The organism is Mesorhizobium sp. L-2-11, assembly GCF_016756595.1.
Lineage (GTDB): Bacteria > Pseudomonadota > Alphaproteobacteria > Rhizobiales > Rhizobiaceae > Mesorhizobium.
In genome coordinates this window covers 550,196-570,522 of the sequence record NZ_AP023257.1, presented here as the reverse complement: position 1 = coordinate 570,522, position 20,327 = coordinate 550,196, and the positions used below count along the sequence as shown (strand labels likewise).

Genomic DNA, 20,327 nt, shown 5'->3' with positions numbered 1-20,327 from the left:
TTGGCTTGGAGCGATTCGCTTTGGAACCCATCGTCATCGAATGCCTGCATGGGCGTTCAGCGCATAGACCTGTGTTGCTGGGCTTTGCCCCGGCTGATCTCCTTTACCGGTTGAGCTTCCCGGATATCCTCGATGAGGACAGCGGGCGCGGCTATCAGCGGCCCTTCAATGAACGCCACAGCCAGGATTTCCGGCGCTACATCAAGGAGCCCGACAGTTCGACGATTCCACTGACCCTCAACCTTCGCCCGTCAGCGAAGAATGATTGGAAGGTAGTCGAAGTGGCCGGCGGTGCAGTGAGGCTCGAAATCTCCGCTGCCGCTGGCAAGATCATGGCGCAGGTGGACTGCCAGCACCGCCTCGGTCACCTGGGGGATCTGCCTATTCTGCTGCCATTCATGTGCTTCATCGGTCTTTCTGAGCGGGAGGAGATGGACGTTTTCAGCGTCATTAACAGCAAAGCAAAGGGCTTAAGCACTAGCCTGCTGGACTATCATGAAGCGCAACTCTCCGAGGCGTTGGCGGAAGAGCGCCCTGAATTATACATCGCGCTCCAGCTGAACAGCACCGGAGACTCCCCTTGGCAGCGTCGTCTCAACCTGGGCGGCAAAACGACGTCTGGCCTGAAGCGGATTGTGTCCCTGCGGATGATGCAGCAGGCTATCCATGAGTTCTTGAAGGCGACCGAGATCCTTTCCTCGCATTCGCCCGATGAGACGGTGCGGGTCATCCTAGATTTTTGGAATGCTGTGGTCGCCACCCTGCCGCAGGAGTGGGCCGACACGCGTCGTCACATGCTGACAAAAGGTATCGGCGTGTACGCGCTGATGCGGATTGCCGCCGACATTTTCATCGAATGTCGCGACGCCGGTCGTGTTTGCGACAGGCGAGCGTTTACCTCTGCCCTAGCCGACTTCGCCAGGGCCATCGACTGGTCGACGACCGGTCCGCTGAAGGGGTTCGGCGGACAGGGCGGCGTGAAAGCCGCGGTCGATTTCATCCGCGATGCCCGCAAGCGTACTCGGTACAAGGTGGTCAATGGCTAACAAGAACATTTTGCTCATAGAGCCAGGATACAAGAACAAATATCCGCCCCTCGGCCTAATGAAAATCGCCCAATACCACGGTCCTCGCGGGAAGCGTGACCGTGTGCGATTCATAAAAGGCGAGGACAGATCGGCTCTTTCGCAGGCTTGGGATCGTATCTACGTCACGACGCTGTTTTCTTTCGAATACCCGAAAATTGCGCAAACAATCGACTTCGCTCTGGAAGTGGCGAACGGGCAAGCCGACAAGGTTTTTGTTGGAGGAATTGCTGCATCGCTCATGCACGACCGCTTTCTGACCGAGCGTCGTTGGCACGGCGTGCGCTTCATCAAGGGACTGCTGTCTGCTCCGCCAGCCGCGGCGCTCCAACTCGACGAGTTTTCAGAGGAGATCTATGCCGACGATGTTGACGGAAGGCCAATTGAGGATCTAGTGCCGGACTACGACATCCTTTCACAGATCGAATACCAGTATCCCGTTCGGGACGCCTATTTCGCCTACACATCACGCGGGTGCATTCGGAAATGTCACTTCTGCGGCGTTCCGAAGCTAGAAGGCGCGCAACGCGATACTGAATCATTGACGGATCTCATCCGCGCGATTGACGAGCACTACGGTCCGAAGAAGGATCTTATGCTCATGGACAACAACGTAGTTGCCTCACCGCGCTTCAAGGAGATCATCGCTGAAATCCGCGACCTTGGCTTCACACCAGGAGCAAAATTACAGCGCGCCGGTATGCGAACCCCTGTGCAGCGCCGAGTCGACTTCAACCAAGGAGTTGACGCCCGCATTCTCTGCAAGGATCGGATGTATTTGCGGGAGCTGGCAACGATTTGCCTTAAGCCGCTTCGCATCGCTTTCGACCATTTGGGTGTCCGGAAACCGTACGAGCAGGCTGTTCGGTATGCGGCAGAGTTCGGCTTGACCGAATTGTCAAATTATATGCTCTACAATTTCCATGACGGACCTGCCGACTTGTTTGAGCGCATGCGCTTGAACGTAGCGCTCAACGAAGAACTGGGCGTTCGAATTTGGTCATTTCCAATGCGCTATCAGCCGACAGATAGGCCGGATCGAGGGCATGTCGGGGACAAGTGGTCGCGCTACCAACTCCGGTCGATGCAAATAATCCTTCAGGCGACACACGGGATCGTCAGCGGCGAGCCAAGCTTCTTCAAGCGCGCCTTTGGCGACACGTTCGCGGACTATGAGCGCATTCTTCTCATGCCGCACGATTTTATTTTCAACCGTGACTGGTATGAGCGATCCGATCCGAAGGGGCGATTGGGAGATTATCAGGCCGAGGTGGCCAAGTTGGACGCCTTGGAGCGGGCCGAACTGGTCGAGTTGCTTTCCTCGTGTGATCCGCGCCAGTTTGCGATGCTTCCTGATCATGCCACAACTACAAGCCTAAAACGGGCCCTCCATTTCTACGTGCCCCTGCCTAAGGATGAGCTCCTTGCCATCTGGGCAGCGCAGAAGCAGCTCACGCGCGGAAAGGTTACTGCACACATGGGTCTTCCCGAGGATGAGCGCGTCGAAGATGCGGGTCTTGATCACGAGGAAATGTGGTCGCCGTCCGCGGCGAAATCGAAGGCGCGTGAAAGGGCCGCGGCGTGACGGTCAATCGGACAGCGAACGCAGAGCAACGTGGTGCGCAACTCCTGTCAACGGCAGGCAGCGTTGCGATAGACGACATCGTGATCGGCAACGATGTCCTCGAACTCGTGTCGAGCGCAATGTATGTCGACCCGATGACTGTCTATCGTGAGTATGTGCAGAATTCCGCCGACGCGATCGATGAAGCTCGACGTCAAGGCGTTCTCTCCCCTGACGAAGCCGGACGGGTCGAAATCGCCATCGACTCTGCGGCCCGCAGCGTACGCATTCGCGACAATGGCAGCGGCGTCCCTTGGCCAGAATTTGGACGCAAGCTGACAGCGCTTGGTGGAAGTGCTAAGCGCGGAACGTCCGCCAGGGGGTTTCGCGGGGTGGGGCGCCTCGCTGGCCTAGGATATACGCAGGAATTGATTTTTCGGTCTCGAACTGCCGACGAAAACTTCGTCTCGGAACTTCGCTGGGATTGTCTCCGTCTGAAGGCGGCGTTGCGCGCAACGCCCTTGGATAGTGGTGTGGCCGGCCTCATCCACAGTATTGTCAGTATCGAGCGTATCGATGCCGGCGAGTACCCAGAGCGCTTCTTCGAAGTTGAGCTTAAGGGAATCCTGCGTTTGCGCAGCGACCGCCTGATGAATCCAGTCGCCGTCGCGGAGTATCTGGGTCAGGTGGCCCCAGTCCCCTTTGCACCCGAGTTCAAGTTCGGCGCAGAGATCACATCCGCGCTTCGGCCTTTAGTCGAACTTGGCGAGCTCGATATTCGAGTCGAAGGACTTGTGACCCCTGTCTACAGACCTCACCGCGATCATTTCATCGATGAAAAGCACGCTATCGCTTTCGAAAGCGTGGAGATCATCAAGATTCCAGGCATCGACAACGAAATTGCTGCAGTCGCTTGGATACTGCACCATGAATATGAGGGAGCCATTCCAACCGGGGCGTTGATCAAAGGTCTCAGGCTTCGGTCTGGCAACGTGCAAGTGGGCGACCACTCACTTCTGGAAGATCTTTATCCGGAGCCGCGATTCAACGTCTGGTCAGTGGGTGAAGTTCACGTCATCGACAGAAGGATCGTACCGAATGGTCGCCGCGACCACTTCGAGCAAAATGCGCATTTCCACAATTTGACAAATCATCTGACGCCGACAGCGCGCGACATAGCACGACGGTGCCGGACGAGTTCGATAAAACGCAAATGGCTCCGCGAGTTCGAGATGCATTGCGAGAGTATTGCCCAAAAGATTGGCATTATAGCTCAGGGCAGCTTGTCACCAGCCGATTGCGAAGCACTCGTCGTTTCCGCAGAATCCACGCTTCTCCAAATGGAGAGAATCGCAGGAATGAAATTGCTGGCTGACGAAAAACCGGAGGAGCTCCTACTTCGGGTGACGGATTTGCGTGCCGAGATCGCCGCGCTGATGAGCGACGGTGTGCCTGATGCATCTCCGCTCGCGCGCCTGCCTCCTCATCAGCGATCGATGTACGAACATATGTTCAAGCTCGTTTATGAATGCTCGTCCAATCGCATCGCTGCGAAAGCCCTCGTTGACAGGATATTGGATAGACTTCGAGCAGACGGTGAAACTGGCTAGTGCGTCAGTCGATACTCAAGCACATCCGCGCCTGCCAACTCAGATACGGCGCTGCGGCGTCGGGCTGATGCGTCTAGGCCCTTGCACTTAGTCTCGGGGCCAATCGTATTCGTCCCTTATTACATTGCGGACCGCCGAGAGACATGGCGCTTCAAGGTGGCTTTCGAACAGAACCAGCAACTCGGTCAGAAGAGTATCGCGCGCTTGGGCTTCAACGGCTTCAGCGTCGACGGCGGGCGACCCAGCAATTTGGGAAACCGCTTCTGTCTTGATATCGATTAGTTGAGAATTGAGGTGCTGAAGGGCAGCGAGCGTCGTCGGCTCCGCATTTTTTGAAGCACGCGCGACCTCGCCTTGAAGCTTGGTAACATCCGCGGAGAGGGTGAGGGTGCGATCCTTATTTCGGAAATCGGTTCGGCGGAGGGCCTCCAGGCCGACTGCGAATTTCTCTTTCTTTTCGGTCAATGTCTGAAGCGTCAATTGTCCCTTGTTGGAGACTTCTTGTGCCCAGCTACCGACGTCCTTGCATACCGTGTCGGCGATTTCTTTGCGCACTTCCTTCCACGCTTTAGTATCTTCAAAACCGTCACGCCTGGCATTCGGAACGACTGCCTTAAGATCTACAAAGATCTCGCCTATGGTCCAGTCTTGATATCGCGCATTGGATTTTGCCTGTCGCTGAAATATTTCTCTAACGACGTCGGTGCCGTCGATCTGAATGTTCTTCGCGCGAACTCGGATTCCGCGCACATCCGCATCAACATAGGAGCCGGGCACATCTTTCCGCCCGACCCATCCCCACCAGCGCTTCGTTGCCGAGACGAAGGGCTCGACACCAGTGAGCTCTACCAAACGCTCTGCGTCTTGAACCTCATATCGCGCCGTGTAAGGCTTGCTAACCTCGACTGGATCTTTTCCATACTCCTCGACCAATACGCGAACTGAATCGATGCGTATGTTGGATTGCGCGGCGAAATCTTGGATTGCCTGTCGATATGGGAACGCGGTATTGTAGGGCACTGGTGCAACCTGAGAGATGAATCTGACCATCGCCGAAGGCAATTTCACCTCTTCAGGCTGCTCGGTGAACCCGCGCAGGGAAACTTCGAAATATGGAGCTTCCTCAGCTTTTGCTTCAATGATTGTTGCACTAACGCATCGCTCCAAAAGCGCCTGAGCGCTTAATTCGCTTCCTCGGGCCGGCGACATCAAGTGCCGCATTTCCTTTGCATCAAATACTACTTTTGTCGCTTCGGATTCACCGGCGGCCTTTGTGGTGAAGGCGACTATATCACTGAAGACGATACCCGCTAAACGACCAATGCCCCGAAATCCTGCGTCCGTCGTATAGTCCTTGTTGGATGCCCCGATCGAGGCCAGCGTGCGCACTGCCTGCTTAGTGGAAAGCCCGGCTCCGTTGTCGCGTATCCTTAGCCCGTCGGCGTCAGCGTCAAAGATAATCTGGATCAGCCCCTCGCCCGGCTGCAATATTTTGAGCTCCTCGATAGCCCGTTGGATAGAGTCGAATCCAATCTGCACATATTCACGGATGGCGTTCTTGGATTCACCGTACATACCGACAGTGAGCGTCTCGAGAATGAACCCGCCGAAATACGGCTGAACTGATACACGTCGAGGTTCTGCCATCAGTTTTTCTCCTGCGTCGGATCTACCCACACGTCCTGGGGAGGCTTGAAGCCCAATAGCGGGTCGAGGTTGAAAGGCCCTTCCACATCCGTCTCCGCCATGAGCTGACCTCGCGGCAGGACATACAAGTCAGCCAGGTGGTCTAAGATAAGATCGAGTGTCGCCGAGTGTCCTGCGAAGCGATGCTGGAGTTGAAGATCGTGATCCCCTTGCGCCCCTGTTAGGATCTGTTGGTCACCGATCCAAATGGCCCGCAGGACGTTAGGTTGCTCAAGATCAGTATCGGTTCGCAGGCGCACCGCAACTGAAACGGGGTTGGCGGTGGGTAGGTACAGAGGGAGGCGCTCGCCTTTCATTGCGCGAATACGGAGCTCCTCGAGGGGAAGTCTGGCGAACGGTGCGGTCTGAAGCGACAGCAGTCGCTGGGCGGCCGGCGACCCCGGGATGGTACGGAGATTATTGTCGGTTTCCCCGAAGTACATCGCAGCGAGTAGCCCGAAATATATATAGCCACCGACCGCCGGCGGGAGGCTTTCTAGCATAGTCGCTAGATCCATCGTGGCTGTGCTTCGGGAGGAATCCCGGCGCGCGGCCTGACCCAATCGACGCGCAAAAGCTACGAGGCCAACGTCGGTAAGGGGACGGAGATGGTCCTCCGAGATCACAACCTCGATCCCTTGATCATGCTGAAGCGACTGCGCGAGAGCTGCTTCCAAAGATAGCAAGGCGGGATCTAGCATCGCGCCGGCATCGCGTGTTTCAAATAGCGCCCGTTTGAGCTTCGCTGGTGTTAAGGTGACGCCGGGCGGATCCAGGAATCGGACACCCGCGGCATGTGCCTGCGACGTTCGCAGAGTGTCACGCAACGCGGTTTGACGTTCAATCTCCTCTGCACGATGCTCATCGCGAGACTTTGGGGGCGGCAATGCTGGTGGGCGCGCAACCGTCACGAAGGCAGTAGTAGTCGAGGGCGCGGACGCGGACATTACGCCGGCCAGCCGTCGTTGATCGAGCAACAGAACCTCTCGAACACCCGCCCGTCGAGCCGCTTCGAAACTTAGCATTGGGTGGGCAGGCTGAGCACCGATTCGATGCTGCTTTGGATTTTCCTCCGTCGCAACCGAGAGCGGAAGAGTTCCTCCCATGCGCCAGTCATTCTTAATGTCCTTCGTGAGTAGCACCACTGCGTCGGCGCGGTAGAGGCGCGCGTCCTCTACAATCTCGCGCCACAACATCAGGTCGCCCCATCGGTTGCTTCCGACACTCTCGTCGGCGTCATTCTCTTCCGATTCCCCGGTGCTCTCCTTCTTGTTTCGGTCTTGAAAGCCAGGGGGCATCCGTCCGGTAAACCGCGCGGCAGCCATCACGTCGATATCATTGAAATATTCAAAGATGGCGCTTCCTTCGAGCGCGTGCTCATTGACGAATGAAATGACCTCGCCAGCATGGCGGTCGTAGTTTTGCTCCCAGTCAGCGGCTCGGGCCGTAAGGGTACGAACAGCCCTCAAGGTATCTCGCGCTTCAACGCGTTGCGCATGCGCGCTCGGTGATCCTGCAAGCGGCTCATCCAAGAACGGCCACAGTACATCAAAACTGGCCTTGGCGACGTTCTCCAGCTCGGTAAGCTGTTTTTGCAAATCGATGCAAATCTTCCGTTTGATATGGTGGCGATACAGTTCGTGCGATGCCCACGCCGGAACCCGAACTCGCTGCCCGCAGGCATCATCGAGCCAGGTGACGAACTCCCTCCTTGCTGTGCTTCCGATGCGGATCATCCACATCAAGAGTGAAGTATCGACATAGACCCGGGTCTTGGTAGCGCGTAGCAAGCTGTCAGCTCGCACGGCGAAGGCTTCGATATCCTCGGCCTGACGCGGCAGTTGCAGTGCGGCAGAGGGCGCTGTTTGGCGCCGCCGCCCTATGCGGTTTTCAGTAGAAAAGCTTTCGCCCTTCTGACGCAGCAGCGCTTCTACCAAAGCGCGGAGGTTTTGACGGATGTGCAGTGGATTCCCCCTCACCCATACCCACAAAGAACCCATTACCGCAATGAATCGATGGTGAGAGGGCCCTCATCTCCAGTTACATTAACAAGAGCGAAGCGTGCAACGAAATTAGGCTCCTTGCGGCGTCCAAAGGAGGTTTGTACGAGAGAGCACCGCTAGCCGATGAGGATTGGATCACTTTCGACGGCTGAATGGCACGAAACGCGACAATGGCGAACGCCATGTGCGGCTGGCACCATGGCAAGTCGACACTGCATACCGCGGGACAAGCCATATCGGCCTGGTTGCCCTTTGAAGAGTGGCCTAACAGCCAATGGGGCTCTCCCAGATCGCCAAACCGAAAATCTTACCACCTGTCATGCTTCCCGCGGTGCTTCCGAACAAAACGGGCGATGAGGCGCGGTCGATCCGTGTTCATTAAATTTGGCGCACCCGACAGGATTCGAACCTGTGACCTCTGCCTTCGGAGGGCAGCGCTCTATCCAGCTGAGCTACGGGTGCTTTCAGGATCGACAATCCGGAAAACGAACCAGCCGGTAAACCGGCCAGCCACGGCTTCTTATCTGATGCCGGGTCGGGCTTCAACGGGCAAGTGGCCGGTGGCAGGGCTGCGAACTCGGAATAACGCATTTTCCGGATTCCACGGAGGTACACGATCTGGAGCCTGCCTTGACCCTCGAAGGTGCGAGAAGCACGCCCGCAGGCCGGCAAACCTTCGGTTTATCGGACCTATGAAGAATGGCGCCGAAGCCTGAAATGAAAAACCCGCCTCGGCGGCGGGCGCAAATTAGCACCATGAATAAATTCCTAGCATAATAGCCGTCATCTGTCAAGTTGAAACCACCGATCAAGAGCTCGCCCCCCGCCCCCCGCCGCCCCCGTCACTGCTCACCGGCGTACAGCAACCTCGTCGTCGTGTTCGACGCCGGCGACAGGTTGCGCTGGATCAGTGCTTCGACGTGGTCGTTGCGCTGCCGCGCGCTGTCGGCGCCCATCACCACCAGGATGAGCCGGCGGCCGTCGGCGTCGTAGGAGGTGACGATGTTGAAGCCTGAGGCTCTGATATAGCCTGTCTTGATGCCGTTGACGCCGCGGACGCGGCCGAGCATGTCGTTGTGGCCGCGCACCAGCCTGCCGCGGAACATAAAATCGCTTTCCGAGAAATAGTGGAAATGCTGCGGGAAGCGGGCGCGCAGCGCCGTGCCGAGCACCGCCATGTCACGCGCCGTCGTCAGCTGGCCGGCGTCCGGCAGGCCCGAAGCGTTGCGGAAGACAGTGCTGCGCATGCCGATCTGGCGCGCTTTGGCGGTCATCATTGCGGCAAACGTCTGTTCGCTGCCGCCGAGATATTCGGCGACGGCGACCGCCACGTCATTGGCCGATTTGACGGTAATCGCCCGGATCGCCGAATCGACGTCGATCGTCTCGCCGCGCATGAAGCGCAGCTTGGTCGGCGGCTGCCTGGCAGCGTTGGCGGAAACCGGGATCGGCGTCGTCTTGCTGATGCGGCCCTGCTCCAGCGCCTCGAACAGCAGGTAGAGCGTCATCATCTTGGTCAGCGACGCCGGATAGCGCGGCGCCGTCGAGTTGGCCTCGAACAGCGTCCTGCCGCTGCCATCGATGACCATAGCCGCATATTTCTGCGCCGGCGCTGGCACCGCCAGCATGGTCTCCGTCGGCGTCGTCGTGCAGCCGGCGACGAGCACCAGCAGCGCAAACGCCGCGACAAATTTCTGGATGAGCGGAAAGAGGCGCGGTCTGGACATTCTGAAGGTAAGCTGTTGCTGAAACGAGTGGGAAACTAGCCTAACCCAATGGTGCCGTCCATTTGGTTAACCGATGTCGCATGCGATCGCCACAAGTTTGAATTCACCGGGCGTTGGGGCCGCCCCTCACCTGCCTGCCGGCATCCTCGCAAGACCTAGGTTCCTCTCCCCACTTCGTGGGGCGAGGAACCCAAGTCCTGCAACCGGCATCCGCAGGGCGATGAGGGGCAGCGCCGCCAGCCGGCAATGATCGCTCCCACAGCGTGCTCCGGCGTCTCCGATGTGAAATGCCCATCACCCAGCTTGCGCAGCCGGCGTCGAGCGGGTTTGCTGGCGCCGGCAGAATCAGCAGGTGCGCCATGGATACGCTCACGATCAGGGCAAAGGGCATTTCGGTAACGGTCGATCTCACCGTCGGCCATCTCGCCGACATGACGGTCGATATCGACGGGCGCCGGCTAAAACCGCTGCATCGCGCGCCGTGGATCGACGCGCCGCGCGAGACGCTGCCGCCAGACCTGCCCGAGGGCACCGTTCGCCTGTCCGGCGATTTTTTATGCGCGCCGTTTTCGCGCAGCGATGTCGAGGAAGCGCCCTTGCACGGCTGGCCGGCCAACAGCCGCTGGGATGTCGTCGCCTCCGCGGCGACTGCCGAGGGCTGGCGGGCCGTTTTCAGGCTGCAGCACAAGGTTTTGGGCGCGACGGTCGACAAGATCCTGATCCTGCGCGACGACCATGCCTTTCTCTACCAGGAGCATGTCTTTTCCGGCGGTTCCGGCGGCATTTCCGTCGCCCATCATCCGATGACGGTGATGACGGACGGCGGCAGGCTGGCTTTTTCGCCGAAGCGATTTGCGGCGACGCCGGACGACCCGCTCGAGCCCGATCCGGCCCGCGGGCGGTTTCGCTTCGCCTATCCCGGGCGTTCCACCGACCTGACGCGTTTTCCCGCCGCCGATGGCGGCACGCTCGACCTGACCGACTATCGCATCGACCTCGAGCGCGAGGACTTTGTCACGCTGGTCGAGGCCGACCATGGCGGGCCGGGCTGGACCGCGCTGGCGCGAAAGGCGGAAGCCGATCTCGTTCTGGTGCTAAAAAACCCGGCCGAGCTGCCGGTCACCATGTTTTGGGTCAGCAATGGCGGGCGCGACTACGCGCCGTGGAGCGGCCGCCATCGCGGCGTGCTCGGCATCGAGGACGGCCGCACCGCGCTCGGCCATGCCGCGTCGCTGGGCGACAACTGGCTGAAGCGAGAAGGGGTGGCGACCGCTTTTGCCCTTGGCGGCACCGTCTCGTTCCGCCACGTCATCGGCGCCCTGCCCCTCAGTCAAGAAGCCGGCGAGCCGCCGCGCGACATCACAACCGAGCAGCGGCATATGCGGATTGCGGCGGCTGACGGTTCGACGCGGGATGTTGCTTTCGACGGCGATTTTCTGCGGATTGGTCGATCGGTTTCTGGTTAACTGGGGCGAGCGGCCACGTGCTGCTTCCCCTTCTCCCCTTGTGGGAGAAGGTGGCCGAGCGAAGCTCGGTCGGATGAGGGGTGCTCCAGCTTGCCACCGACGGCGATCCTTCCAACACCCCTCAACCGTCTTGGCGCTGCGCGCCAATCCACCTTCTCCCACAAGGGGAGAAGGGAAAGGCGGCGGCGACCTCGACAATGGGCGATCTTCAATCCCGCGTTTGAAATTCCCGCGAACTATCGCCAAGATGCGATCCAAAACACTTAGGCCAGAAAAGCTCCGATGTCCGAGATTGCCCACCTCGCCGCCACCATCTTCAAGCGCGCCGGCAAGGCGCGGCGCTTTGTCGTTGCCATCGCCGGTCCTCCGGGCGCCGGCAAGTCGACGCTGTCTGCCCGCCTGCATGAGCTGCTGCCGGAAGGCACGGCCGAAATCGTGCCTATGGATGGCTTCCATTACGACGATACCGTGCTCGAGCGGCGCGGCCTGCGCGCGCGAAAAGGCGCTCCGGAAACCTTTGACTTTGCCGGCTTCGAAACCTTGCTGAAGCGCATCCGCGCCGTCGAGCCCGACATCGCCATTCCGGTGTTCGACCGCAGCATGGAGCTGTCTCGCGCCGCTGCTTCGATCATCGCTGCCGACACCAAATTCATCCTGGTCGAAGGCAATTATCTCTTGCTTGACGAGGAACCCTGGTCGCGACTGGCGCCGCTGTTCGATTTCTCGATCTTCGTCGATGTGCCGCGCGCCGAGCTCGAGCGCCGGCTGCTCGAGCGATGGCATGAGCATGGCCGCTCCGACGACGACGCCCGCGCCTGGATCGCCTCCAACGACATGCCCAACATCGACCGCGTGCTTGCCCGCCGCCGCCCCGCCGACCTGGTGCTCGGCGCTCAGGCCTGATTCGCAGGCACGGCCCGCGCCGGGAACCTTAGGAGTTTCCGGCCGTTATGTCAGATACGGCAATGATGCTGACATGAGGAAAACTGTCCCATGGCTACTCCGATGGCAACCAAGGCAAGAAAGCCTGCGTCCGGCAAGGGCAGGGCAACGCGATCCAGGGCAGCTGGATCAAAGGCAACTGAATCCAAGGCAACCGAATCGAAGACCGGCGCTGGCCCGGCCGTCGCCGCCCGTTCCAAGGATGCAAAACCCAGTTTTGGCAAGGCAGCACCGAAGAAAGTGACGCCGACGGCAGCCAAGGCCACAGCAAAACCGGCCAGGTCGAGGAAGTCGACAAGCGGCGGCTCGATGGCAGGCAGCGCAATGCGCACCGTCAAAACGACGGCCAATGTCGCGGCCGGCGCGGTTGTCGCCACCGCCAAGAGCGCTGCATCCCTTGCCGCTTCCGTCATGGGCAAGGGCGGCTCAAAATCCAAAGCCAAGACAAAGTAGCCCAGCCTCTTCTCGGCGCCTGCGGTTGAGCTAGCCCCGGGCGGGGATAGCTAGACCCCTTTGCACCGCCGGTCGGGCGAGGCCGCGCTCCAGCCATGCCGCGACATGGGAAAAATCGTCGAAGCCGACAAGTTCCCTTGCCTCGTAAAAACCGATCAGATTGCGCACCCAGCCCAGCATCGAGATATCGGCGATGGTGTAATCGTCGTCCATGATCCAGCTGCGGCCCTTCAGCCTCGTCTCGAGCACACCGATCAGCCGCCGCGATTCGTCGCGATAGCGCGCCAGCGGCCGCTTGTCGGCGATCTCGCGTCCGGCGAATTTGTGGAAAAAACCGACCTGCCCGAAGATCGGCCCGATCGAGGCCATCTGGAAGAACACCCACTGGATGGTTTCGTAACGCCGCGCCGGGTCGGCCGGGATCAGACGGCCGGTCTTGTCGGTGAGGTAGAGCAGGATGGCGCCGGATTCGAACAGCCCGATCGGCTTGCCGCCCGGGCCGTCCGGATCGATCATCGCCGGGATCTTGCCGTTCGGGTTCAGCGACAGGAATTCCGGCGTCGAGTTCTCGTCCTTGCCGATGTGCACCGCATGGGCCTCGTAAGGCAGGCCGAGTTCCTCCAGCGCGATCGACACTTTTACCCCGTTCGGCGTCGGGTACGAATAGAGCTGGAGGCGGTCGGGATGGCTGGCCGGCCAGCGCGTGGCGATCGGAAAGGCGGACAGGTCGGTCATCGAAACTCCTGGGCGGGGATTTTTTTCGCGCGGTAGCGGGCAGTCGTGGCGCATGGCGAGAAGTCTCGCCGTATCTGGATGAACCGGATGCGGTCAGACCGCCTTGAACGCCAGCACCGCATTGGTGCCGCCGAAGGCGAAGCCGTTGCTGATCGCCGCGCGCACCTTGCGCTCGCGCGCCACGTTGGGCGTGATGTCGAGATCGCAATCGGCGTCGGTTTCGCGAAAATTGGCGGTGGGCGACACGATGCCTTCGCGGATCGCCATCACGCAGGCGATCAGCTCGAGCGCGCCCGATGCGCCGAGGCAGTGGGCATGCATCGACTTGGTCGAGGAGATCGAAAGCCTTTGGGCATGATCGCCGAAGACCCGCTTGATCGCCGCCGTCTCGATCTGGTCGTTGGCCTTGGTGCCGGTGCCATGCGCATTGATGTAGTCGATGTCTTCCGGGTTGAGCCTGGCATCGACGAGGCAGAAGCGCATCGCCGCCTCCGGCCCTTCGATGGTCGGCGCGACGATGTCGGAGGCATCGCCGGAAAGGCCGGCGCCGGCGATTTCGGCGAGTATAGTGGCGCCGCGCGCCATGGCATGCTCGTAGGTTTCCAGCACGACCATGCCGGCGCCTTCGCCGAGCACCAGGCCCTGGCGATCGGCCGAAAACGGCCGGCAGGTGTCGGGCGCCAGCACCCGCAGCGCCTCCCAGCCCTTCAGGATGCCCCAGACCAGCGGCGCATCGGTGCCGCCGGCGAGCATGACGTCGGCGCGGCCGAGCCTGATCTGGTCTACCGCCGAGGCAATGGCGTGGTTGGACGAGGAGCAGGCCGAGGTGACGCCGAAGACCGGTCCGCGCAGGCCGAGATTCATGCTGACATGGCCGGCCGCAGCGCCCGGCATCACTTTCGGCACGGTGAAGATGCCGGTGCGGTTCCTGCCTTCGAGCAGGATGGCGCGATAGCTCTCTTCGATCGCCTCCCAGCCGCAGACGCCGACGCCGACGACGGCGCCCATCCGGTAGGTGTTGGCCGCGTGCGAAGTTAGCCCGGCCTGCTGCGCGGCCTCCCGCGCGGCGATCGTCGCCAACAGGCTGAAGCGATCCATCGAGACGACCTGCTTGCGATCGATGCCGTGCTCGGGAAGCGTTCTGATTTCGCAGCCGACCCTGATTTTCAGGTCATGCAGCTCCGAATTGACGATCGGGCCGATGGCCGAGCGGCCGGCGCGCATCTCGTCCCAGATCGCCGGCACATTGGTGCCGAGCCCGCAGATGCCGCCGATGCCGGTAATGACGACGCGCTTGTGCATTCAGTCAGGCTTTTTTCGCGATCAGCGCGCGAACCGCCTCGACCATGTCGCCGACGTTCTTCAAATTGCTCCAGGCATCGACCGTGTTCATTTCGATCTCGATGCCATACTGTTCCTCGAGGTCGAAGATGATCTCCGTCAGTTCCAGCGAATGGATGCCAAGCGAGGTCAGTTCGGTGCTGGTGGTGATTTCTTCGCCACCCGGCTCGGCATGAGCCTTGATCTTCGCGATGATGTCCGTTGCCAGCTGGTCAGCCATTCGGTTCCTTCCCCAACCCTTGTCGTTCCCGGCGCCAACTGATCGGCGCCTGTTTTTTCCCAGGTTCAGATCGTCACCGTCGCCTTTTTCCCCTCCAGGCGCTGTGTGACCGTACCAAGACGGCTCCTCTATAGAAACCGAAACGTTGTCAAGCAACAAGCTATATGTCGACAAAGCCGCCGGTGTGGTCTGGATTTGAGGTTCCTACGAATTGATCGCACCACTGGTTAGGAACCTCAAATCCAGACCACACCAGAATCCTACAAGTTGCTCATATGGCTTTGAATCCGAAATTCGTTCATTACGCTGCTCCAAAGTGATGCGAATTTCGGATTCAAATCATATGAGTGTGCTTAAGTTGGCGCCGTGGATATGATCGGACATGACCTGACCTTTGTGGCGCCGGCCCAGCGCGTCGCCGGAACGGCGCGGCTTGCCTGTGAAAGGAATGGCGGCCGCACGCGGCTTCGGCGGCTTTATCAGGATGGGTCCGCCAAGATCCGCATGCCGGCCGTGTCGGCCGATCCGCTCGAGGCCGTGCTGATCAACACCGCCGGCGGGCTGACCGGCGGCGACCGCCTCGGCTGGGAGGTCGATGTCGGCCCCGGCGCCTGCGCCAGCATAACCACCCAGGCCTGCGAGAAAATCTACCGCGCCGCAGCCGATCGCGCCGAGGTGCGGGTGAAGCTGACCGTCGGCGCTGGCGGCCGCATCGCCTGGCTGCCGCAGGAAACCATCGTCTTCGATCGATCGGCCTTCGCCCGCAGGCTCGAGCTGGAGCTTGCCGCCGGCGCCGAGGCGCTGGTGCTCGAGGCGACCGTCTTCGGCCGCCTCGCCATGGGCGAATGTGCGGCGCACGGCAGCTTCCACGACCGCTGGCGCGTCAGTCAGCACGGAGCGCTCGTTCATGCCGAGGATTTCCGCATCGGGCCGGACATTGCGACCATTCTTGGCCGTTCCGCCGTGGCCGGCGGCGCCATCGCCATGGCGACGATGCTGATGATCTCGCCGCGGGTCGAGGCTTTGCTCGATCCGGCCCGGGACATCATCGGTGGCCAGGGCGACGCCAGCGTCTGGAGCGTGAAGAAATCTGGCAAGCTTCTTGCGAGGCTGTTTGCCGAGGACGGTTACCAGCTGCGCAAGCGGCTGGTTCCGCTCGTCGAATTGCTCAACGGACGGGCGGGTCTGCCCAAATTATGGTCACTCTGATTCCGATTACACCGCTCCTGTCTACGCCATCCTGGGAAAACGCATGAACCTGACGCCAAGGGAAAAGGACAAGCTGCTCATCGCGATGGCAGCGATGGTGGCGCGCAAGCGGCTCGAACGCGGCGTCAAGCTCAATCACCCGGAGGCGATCGCGCTGATCACCGACTTCGTCGTCGAGGGTGCCCGCGACGGCCGCCAGGTCGCCGAGCTGATGGAGGCCGGCGCCCACGTCGTCACCCGCGCGCAGGTGATGGAGGGCATCGCCGAGATGATCCACGACGTCCAGGTCGAGGCGACGTTTCCCGACGGCACCAAGCTGGTGACCGTGCACGAGCCAATAAGGTGAGGGACGATAGGAGAGAAAAATGCTTGAGCTGCGCCCCAACTGCGAATGCTGCGACAAGGACCTGCCGCCCGAGGCGACGGATGCGCTGATCTGCACCTTCGAGTGCACCTTCTGCGCCGAGTGCGTGGACCGTGTGCTGGGCGGCATCTGCCCGAATTGCGGCGGCAATTTTTCAGCGCGCCCGATCCGGCCGGCAGCGATGCTGAACAAATATCCCGCCTCGACAAAGCGCGTCCTCAAGGCCGAAGGCTGCGGCCCGGCCCGCAACGCCGCGTGACGGCACGATCCTGACAGCGAAAAGGCATATCGATGGTCCCGATCAAACGCACGTCCCTCTCGGCGATCCTGCTTGTCGCCGCCGGCCTCGTCTTCGGCGTCCTGTGAGGCTGGCGATGATCCCCGGCGAAATCATCACGGCAGGCGGCGAGATCGAACTCAACAAGGGCCGGCCGACAATCACCATGAAAGTGGCCAACAGCGGCGACCGGCCGATCCAGGTCGGCAGCCACTATCATTTCTTCGAGACCAATGAGGGGCTGAAATTCGACCGCGACAGAGCGCGCGGCATGCGCCTCGACATTGCCGCCGGCACCGCGATGCGCTTCGAGCCCGGCCAGGAGCGCGACGTCACCTTGGTGCCGCTCGGCGGCAAGCGCGAGGTCTACGGGTTCCAGCAAAAAATCATGGGCGCGCTGTGAGATCCCATGGGCGCGTTGTGCGACCAGAAGCGTCGAGCAGTTTCGGCTCAGTCGGGCGGCTTGGCCGCGGCGTAGATGACGACCTTGCCGGGATCGTCGAATTCGACGGCGAGAACGTCTTCGGTCTGCACGCGCCGAGAGTCGATGGCGTTGAACAGCAATGCGTTCGCCTCGATCTCGTCGCGCAGTTCCGCAATATCCTCCTGATGCTGCTCGACCTTGCTTTCGATCGCCGGCGGCAGCCCGCCTTCCGTGCGCGCCGCGTCGGTAAGGAACACGATATCGACCTTGTCGAGCTTGGATGTCTTGCGCACCGCGCCGATGTTTTCACGCGTCCGCTCGATCGCGGTAGTGACTTTACCGGCCTCGACCGCCGTGTGGGTCTCTTCCTGGCCGACCTCCGAGCCGATGATCTTGTTCTGGGTCTCAGGGCCTTCAAGGCCCTGCGCATTCAGCTCGGCCTGGGGAACGCTCGCCGCAAGAAACGCAGTTGCGGCCATCATATGCAGCCATCTCGTGTCAGGGAAGGTGGTGATCGCCATCGCTCGCTCTCAAAGCCTCTTTCGAGACTCGGTTTCAGGCCAAAAAGTCGAAACGTATTCCGCCCTGCGAAGGTTCCCTCCCTGATGCGGCAGGCCGGCCTTGTGCCGGCCCGCCACAGCGCATCGTCAGCTGGCTTTCTTGGTGATCAAGGTCAGCGAGCCGTTGGCGTCCATGCTGGCGGCGATGACTTGCGCCGAGGTGAGCCCCTTGGCTTCGAGCGCGGATTTGACCTGTGGCGTCGCGTCGATCGAGCTGCGCAATTTCTGCAGCCCGTCCTCGCCGCGCTTGGCGATCACTTCGTTGACCTTGGTCTGCGTTTCCTTGGGCAGTTCCTCGATGTCGACGACGTTGACGGTCTGAATCGCCGGCGCTTGCGGCTGAGCCGGCTGAGCGCCGGGCGCCGCGGGAGCGGGCGAAGCCGGCGGCTCGCCGGGTTGCGGCGCAGGCTGTTGCTGGGCGCTGGCAGCGGTCGCCAGCAGCAGGGTGGCGGCGGCTGCGAGAGAAATCGTTTTGCGCATAAATCTTCCTTTCCATCGATTGGCAAACGGTCGTTTTGGGGTGACCTCGCCACCTCAAACGTTAAATGGGATCGGAAGGTGTCGCCCAGCAGGTCATTGCGTGACCATAGGATGGCGACAATGTGGGGCCGGGCTTTGACCGGTTGTATTTGGGGCCGTATTTCGGGAGCAATTGCTGATGGCTAGAATCACCCGCGCCGCCTATGCGCAGATGTACGGCCCGACCGTCGGCGACAAGGTACGGCTTGCCGATACCGAGTTGTTCATCGAGGTCGAGAAGGATTTTACCCTGCATGGCGAAGAGGTAAAATTCGGCGGCGGCAAGGTCATCCGCGACGGCATGGGCCAGAGCCAGGTGTCCCGCGCCCAAGGCGCGGTCGACACCGTCATCACCAATGCGCTGGTCGTCGATGCCTCGGGCGGCATCTTCAAGGCCGATATCGGCCTTCTGGATGGCCGCATCGCCGCGATCGGCAAGGCCGGCAATCCGGACATGCAAGACGGCGTCACCATCATCATCGGTCCCGGCACCGAAATCATCGCCGGCGAGGGCAAAATCCTCACCGCCGGCGGCTTCGACGCGCATATCCACTTCATCTGCCCGCAGCAGATCGAGGAGGCGCTGATGTCAGGCATCACCACCATGCTCGGCGGCGGCACCGGACCGGCGCATGGCACGCTGGCGACCACCTGCACGCCTGGGCCGTGGCATCTGGCGCGCATGATCCAGTCCTTCGACGCCTTCCCAATGAACATCGGCCTGTCCGGCAAGGGCAACGCCTCGTTGCCGGCCGCGCTTGAAGAGATGGTGCTGGGCGGCGCCTGCTCGCTTAAGTTGCACGAGGACTGGGGCACGACGCCGGCGGCGATCGACTGCTGCCTGTCGGTCGCCGACAACTATGACGTGCAGGTGATGATCCACACCGACACGCTGAACGAGTCCGGCTTTGTCGAGAACACGGTGGCGGCGATCAAGGGCCGCACCATCCACGCCTTCCACACCGAAGGCGCCGGCGGCGGCCATGCGCCCGACATCATTAAGGTTTGCGGCCTGCCCAACGTCATCCCGTCGTCGACCAATCCGACCCGGCCCTACACCGTCAACACGCTGGCCGAGCATCTCGACATGCTGATGGTCTGCCATCATCTGTCGCCGTCGATCCCCGAAGACATCGCCTTTGCCGAAAGCCGTATCCGCAAGGAAACCATCGCCGCCGAAGACATTTTGCACGACATCGGCGCCTTCTCGATCATCTCGTCGGACAGCCAGGCGATGGGCCGCGTCGGCGAAGTGGCGATCCGCACCTGGCAGACCGCCGACAAGATGAAGCGCCAGCGCGGTTCGCTGCCGCAGGAGACCGGCGACAACGACAATTTCCGCGTCCGCCGCTACATCGCCAAATACACGATCAACCCGGCCATCGCGCATGGCCTGTCGAACGAGATCGGCTCGGTGGCGGTCGGCAAGCGCGCCGATCTGGTGCTGTGGAACCCGGCCTTCTTCGGCGTCAAGCCCGACATGGTGCTGATCGGCGGCATGATCGCCGCCGCCCCGATGGGCGATCCCAACGCCTCGATCCCGACGCCGCAGCCGATGCACTACCGGCCGATGTTCGGCGCCTATGGCAAGGCGATGACCAATTCGTCGGTGACTTTTGTCTCACGGGCGGCGCTCGATGCCGGCCTGCGCGCCCGGCTCGGCGTCGACAAGCAGATGGTCGCCGTCGCCAACACCCGCGGCGGCATCGGCAAGCATTCGATGGTGCTCAACGACGCCACCCCGCATGTCGAGGTCGACCCCGAAACCTACGAAGTCCGCGCCGACGGCGAACTCTTGACCTGCGAGCCGGCCACCGTGCTGCCGATGGCGCAGAGGTACTTTTTGTTTTGATACCGACCATCGCCTTGGCAGCTGAGCGCCATGGTGCAGAACCTTTTAAATGCCGAGGGATAGCGCCCCCCTCTGTCCTGCCGGACATCTCCCCCACTTGGGGGGAGATTGGCAGCTTTGGCGCTCCGCTCACTCCTGCGACAGTGGCGATTGGCGAAGGCGGTGGTGACGGCCGATCTCCCCCCAAGTGGGGGAGATGTCCGGCAGGACAGAGGGGGCGCGAAGGATCGCTACAGATGGCAATCCTAGAGGTCAGCGATCGTCGCTTTCACATCGGCTTTGTCGCCGCC

At 61.0% G+C, this 20,327-nt stretch carries 20 protein-coding genes and 1 tRNA gene; 11 read left to right on the top strand and 10 right to left on the bottom strand.

Going from position 1 to position 20,327, the window contains the following annotated elements; all coding sequences use genetic code 11:
- Positions 1-20: 20 nt before the first annotated feature.
- From JG739_RS02680 to JG739_RS02670, 3 genes are read left to right on the top strand one after another with little or no spacing between them, the layout of a single operon-like run.
- Positions 21-1,046 (top strand): DGQHR domain-containing protein, encoded by a 1,026-nt coding sequence (locus JG739_RS02680; RefSeq protein WP_202365131.1) that lies wholly within the window; start codon positions 21-23, stop codon positions 1,044-1,046.
- Complete coding sequence (locus JG739_RS02675) at positions 1,039-2,670, top strand: radical SAM protein (protein WP_202365130.1); 1,632 nt, start codon at positions 1,039-1,041, stop codon at positions 2,668-2,670. Before JG739_RS02680 ends, JG739_RS02675 begins: the two co-directional genes overlap by 8 nt.
- Positions 2,667-4,259, top strand: coding sequence for an ATP-binding protein (locus tag JG739_RS02670; protein ID WP_202365129.1), 1,593 nt, complete (start codon positions 2,667-2,669; stop codon positions 4,257-4,259). Before JG739_RS02675 ends, JG739_RS02670 begins: the two co-directional genes overlap by 4 nt.
- 87 nt (positions 4,260-4,346) lie before the next feature.
- Here the strand turns inward: JG739_RS02670 and JG739_RS02665 are convergent, their stop codons facing one another.
- The 4 genes from JG739_RS02665 to JG739_RS02650 form a co-directional block, all read right to left on the bottom strand.
- Complete coding sequence (locus JG739_RS02665; protein WP_202365128.1) at positions 4,347-5,906, bottom strand: ATP-binding protein; 1,560 nt, start codon at positions 5,904-5,906, stop codon at positions 4,347-4,349.
- Positions 5,906-7,945, bottom strand: coding sequence for a PIN-like domain-containing protein (locus tag JG739_RS02660; RefSeq protein WP_202365127.1), 2,040 nt, complete (start codon positions 7,943-7,945; stop codon positions 5,906-5,908). The genes JG739_RS02665 and JG739_RS02660 overlap by 1 nt, the downstream gene beginning before the upstream one ends.
- Positions 7,946-8,333: 388 nt before the next feature.
- Positions 8,334-8,410 (bottom strand) — tRNA-Arg (locus JG739_RS02655).
- Positions 8,411-8,790: 380 nt separating this feature from the next.
- Positions 8,791-9,675, bottom strand: coding sequence for a D-alanyl-D-alanine carboxypeptidase family protein (locus JG739_RS02650; protein WP_202365126.1), 885 nt, complete (start codon positions 9,673-9,675; stop codon positions 8,791-8,793).
- Between the two features lie 359 nt (positions 9,676-10,034).
- Between JG739_RS02650 and JG739_RS02645 the strand changes: the two genes are divergently transcribed.
- Both JG739_RS02645 and JG739_RS02640 read left to right on the top strand, forming a co-directional pair.
- Positions 10,035-11,141 carry a hypothetical protein gene (locus JG739_RS02645; protein WP_202365125.1) on the top strand — a complete coding sequence of 369 codons (1,107 nt, stop codon included), beginning with the start codon at positions 10,035-10,037 and terminating at the stop codon, positions 11,139-11,141.
- A gap of 282 nt (positions 11,142-11,423) precedes the next feature.
- Entirely contained in the window at positions 11,424-12,044 is a 621-nt protein-coding gene (locus JG739_RS02640) for a nucleoside triphosphate hydrolase (RefSeq protein ID WP_202365124.1), read from the top strand.
- Positions 12,045-12,094: 50 nt separating this feature from the next.
- Here JG739_RS02640 and JG739_RS35195 read toward each other — a convergent pair whose 3' ends face one another.
- Positions 12,095-12,421 (bottom strand): hypothetical protein, encoded by a 327-nt coding sequence (locus JG739_RS35195; protein ID WP_244749670.1) that lies wholly within the window; start codon positions 12,419-12,421, stop codon positions 12,095-12,097.
- On the opposite strand from JG739_RS35195, the gene JG739_RS35985 reads away from it, so the two are divergent.
- Positions 12,408-12,536 (top strand): hypothetical protein, encoded by a 129-nt coding sequence (locus JG739_RS35985; RefSeq protein WP_274609420.1) that lies wholly within the window; start codon positions 12,408-12,410, stop codon positions 12,534-12,536. The two genes, JG739_RS35195 and JG739_RS35985, sit on opposite strands and share 14 nt — an antisense overlap.
- 30 nt (positions 12,537-12,566) lie before the next feature.
- Here JG739_RS35985 and JG739_RS02630 read toward each other — a convergent pair whose 3' ends face one another.
- The 3 genes from JG739_RS02630 to JG739_RS02620 all read right to left on the bottom strand — a co-directional run bounded on the left by JG739_RS02630 (position 12,567) and on the right by JG739_RS02620 (position 14,832).
- Positions 12,567-13,271, bottom strand: coding sequence for a glutathione S-transferase family protein (locus tag JG739_RS02630; RefSeq protein ID WP_202365123.1), 705 nt, complete (start codon positions 13,269-13,271; stop codon positions 12,567-12,569).
- A gap of 93 nt (positions 13,272-13,364) precedes the next feature.
- Positions 13,365-14,573, bottom strand: coding sequence for a beta-ketoacyl-[acyl-carrier-protein] synthase family protein (locus tag JG739_RS02625; RefSeq protein ID WP_202365122.1), 1,209 nt, complete (start codon positions 14,571-14,573; stop codon positions 13,365-13,367).
- 4 nt (positions 14,574-14,577) lie between these two features.
- Complete coding sequence (locus JG739_RS02620; RefSeq protein ID WP_095491223.1) at positions 14,578-14,832, bottom strand: acyl carrier protein; 255 nt, start codon at positions 14,830-14,832, stop codon at positions 14,578-14,580.
- Between the two features lie 372 nt (positions 14,833-15,204).
- On the opposite strand from JG739_RS02620, the gene JG739_RS02615 reads away from it, so the two are divergent.
- The 4 genes from JG739_RS02615 to JG739_RS02600 all read left to right on the top strand — a co-directional run bounded on the left by JG739_RS02615 (position 15,205) and on the right by JG739_RS02600 (position 17,085).
- Positions 15,205-16,041 (top strand): urease accessory protein UreD, encoded by an 837-nt coding sequence (locus tag JG739_RS02615; protein ID WP_202365121.1) that lies wholly within the window; start codon positions 15,205-15,207, stop codon positions 16,039-16,041.
- Between the two features lie 43 nt (positions 16,042-16,084).
- Positions 16,085-16,387: an urease subunit gamma gene (locus tag JG739_RS02610; protein WP_202365120.1), complete on the top strand. Its 303-nt coding sequence runs from the start codon at positions 16,085-16,087 to the stop codon at positions 16,385-16,387.
- A 19-nt stretch (positions 16,388-16,406) separates the two neighbouring features.
- Complete coding sequence (locus JG739_RS02605) at positions 16,407-16,664, top strand: DUF1272 domain-containing protein (RefSeq protein ID WP_202365119.1); 258 nt, start codon at positions 16,407-16,409, stop codon at positions 16,662-16,664.
- 115 nt (positions 16,665-16,779) lie between these two features.
- On the top strand, positions 16,780-17,085 hold the full coding sequence (locus tag JG739_RS02600; protein WP_202365118.1) for an urease subunit beta: 306 nt from the start codon (positions 16,780-16,782) through the stop codon (positions 17,083-17,085).
- A gap of 47 nt (positions 17,086-17,132) precedes the next feature.
- Here JG739_RS02600 and JG739_RS02595 read toward each other — a convergent pair whose 3' ends face one another.
- Together JG739_RS02595 and JG739_RS02590 are read right to left on the bottom strand one after the other, a co-directional pair.
- Positions 17,133-17,627 carry a hypothetical protein gene (locus JG739_RS02595; protein ID WP_202365117.1) on the bottom strand — a complete coding sequence of 165 codons (495 nt, stop codon included), beginning with the start codon at positions 17,625-17,627 and terminating at the stop codon, positions 17,133-17,135.
- A 126-nt stretch (positions 17,628-17,753) separates the two neighbouring features.
- Complete coding sequence (locus tag JG739_RS02590) at positions 17,754-18,146, bottom strand: hypothetical protein (RefSeq protein WP_077374466.1); 393 nt, start codon at positions 18,144-18,146, stop codon at positions 17,754-17,756.
- Between the two features lie 178 nt (positions 18,147-18,324).
- Here JG739_RS02590 and ureC point away from each other — a divergent pair, with 178 nt between their 5' ends.
- Positions 18,325-20,037 (top strand): urease subunit alpha, encoded by a 1,713-nt coding sequence (gene ureC / locus JG739_RS02585; RefSeq protein ID WP_446720530.1) that lies wholly within the window; start codon positions 18,325-18,327, stop codon positions 20,035-20,037.
- The last annotated feature ends 290 nt before the right edge of the window (positions 20,038-20,327 follow it).

Bases quoted from the DNA above. Each gene is read 5' to 3' on its own strand.
- JG739_RS02675 (WP_202365130.1), top strand. From the start codon at position 1,039: ATGGCTAACAAGAACATTTTGCTCATAGAGCCAGGATACAAGAACAAA.
- JG739_RS02620 (WP_095491223.1), bottom strand. From the start codon at position 14,832: ATGGCTGACCAGCTGGCAACGGACATCATCGCGAAGATCAAGGCTCAT.
- JG739_RS02630 (WP_202365123.1), bottom strand. From the start codon at position 13,271: ATGACCGACCTGTCCGCCTTTCCGATCGCCACGCGCTGGCCGGCCAGC.
- JG739_RS02590 (WP_077374466.1), bottom strand. From the start codon at position 18,146: ATGCGCAAAACGATTTCTCTCGCAGCCGCCGCCACCCTGCTGCTGGCG.
- JG739_RS02615 (WP_202365121.1), top strand. From the start codon at position 15,205: ATGATCGGACATGACCTGACCTTTGTGGCGCCGGCCCAGCGCGTCGCC.
- JG739_RS02595 (WP_202365117.1), bottom strand. From the start codon at position 17,627: ATGGCGATCACCACCTTCCCTGACACGAGATGGCTGCATATGATGGCC.
- ureC (WP_446720530.1), top strand. From the start codon at position 18,325: ATGGCTAGAATCACCCGCGCCGCCTATGCGCAGATGTACGGCCCGACC.
- JG739_RS02610 (WP_202365120.1), top strand. From the start codon at position 16,085: ATGAACCTGACGCCAAGGGAAAAGGACAAGCTGCTCATCGCGATGGCA.
- JG739_RS35985 (WP_274609420.1), top strand. From the start codon at position 12,408: ATGCGCACCGTCAAAACGACGGCCAATGTCGCGGCCGGCGCGGTTGTC.
- JG739_RS02625 (WP_202365122.1), bottom strand. From the start codon at position 14,573: ATGCACAAGCGCGTCGTCATTACCGGCATCGGCGGCATCTGCGGGCTC.
- JG739_RS02605 (WP_202365119.1), top strand. From the start codon at position 16,407: ATGCTTGAGCTGCGCCCCAACTGCGAATGCTGCGACAAGGACCTGCCG.
- JG739_RS02650 (WP_202365126.1), bottom strand. From the start codon at position 9,675: ATGTCCAGACCGCGCCTCTTTCCGCTCATCCAGAAATTTGTCGCGGCG.
- JG739_RS02600 (WP_202365118.1), top strand. From the start codon at position 16,780: ATGATCCCCGGCGAAATCATCACGGCAGGCGGCGAGATCGAACTCAAC.
- JG739_RS02640 (WP_202365124.1), top strand. From the start codon at position 11,424: ATGTCCGAGATTGCCCACCTCGCCGCCACCATCTTCAAGCGCGCCGGC.
- JG739_RS02645 (WP_202365125.1), top strand. From the start codon at position 10,035: ATGGATACGCTCACGATCAGGGCAAAGGGCATTTCGGTAACGGTCGAT.
- JG739_RS02660 (WP_202365127.1), bottom strand. From the start codon at position 7,945: ATGGGTTCTTTGTGGGTATGGGTGAGGGGGAATCCACTGCACATCCGT.
- JG739_RS02665 (WP_202365128.1), bottom strand. From the start codon at position 5,906: ATGGCAGAACCTCGACGTGTATCAGTTCAGCCGTATTTCGGCGGGTTC.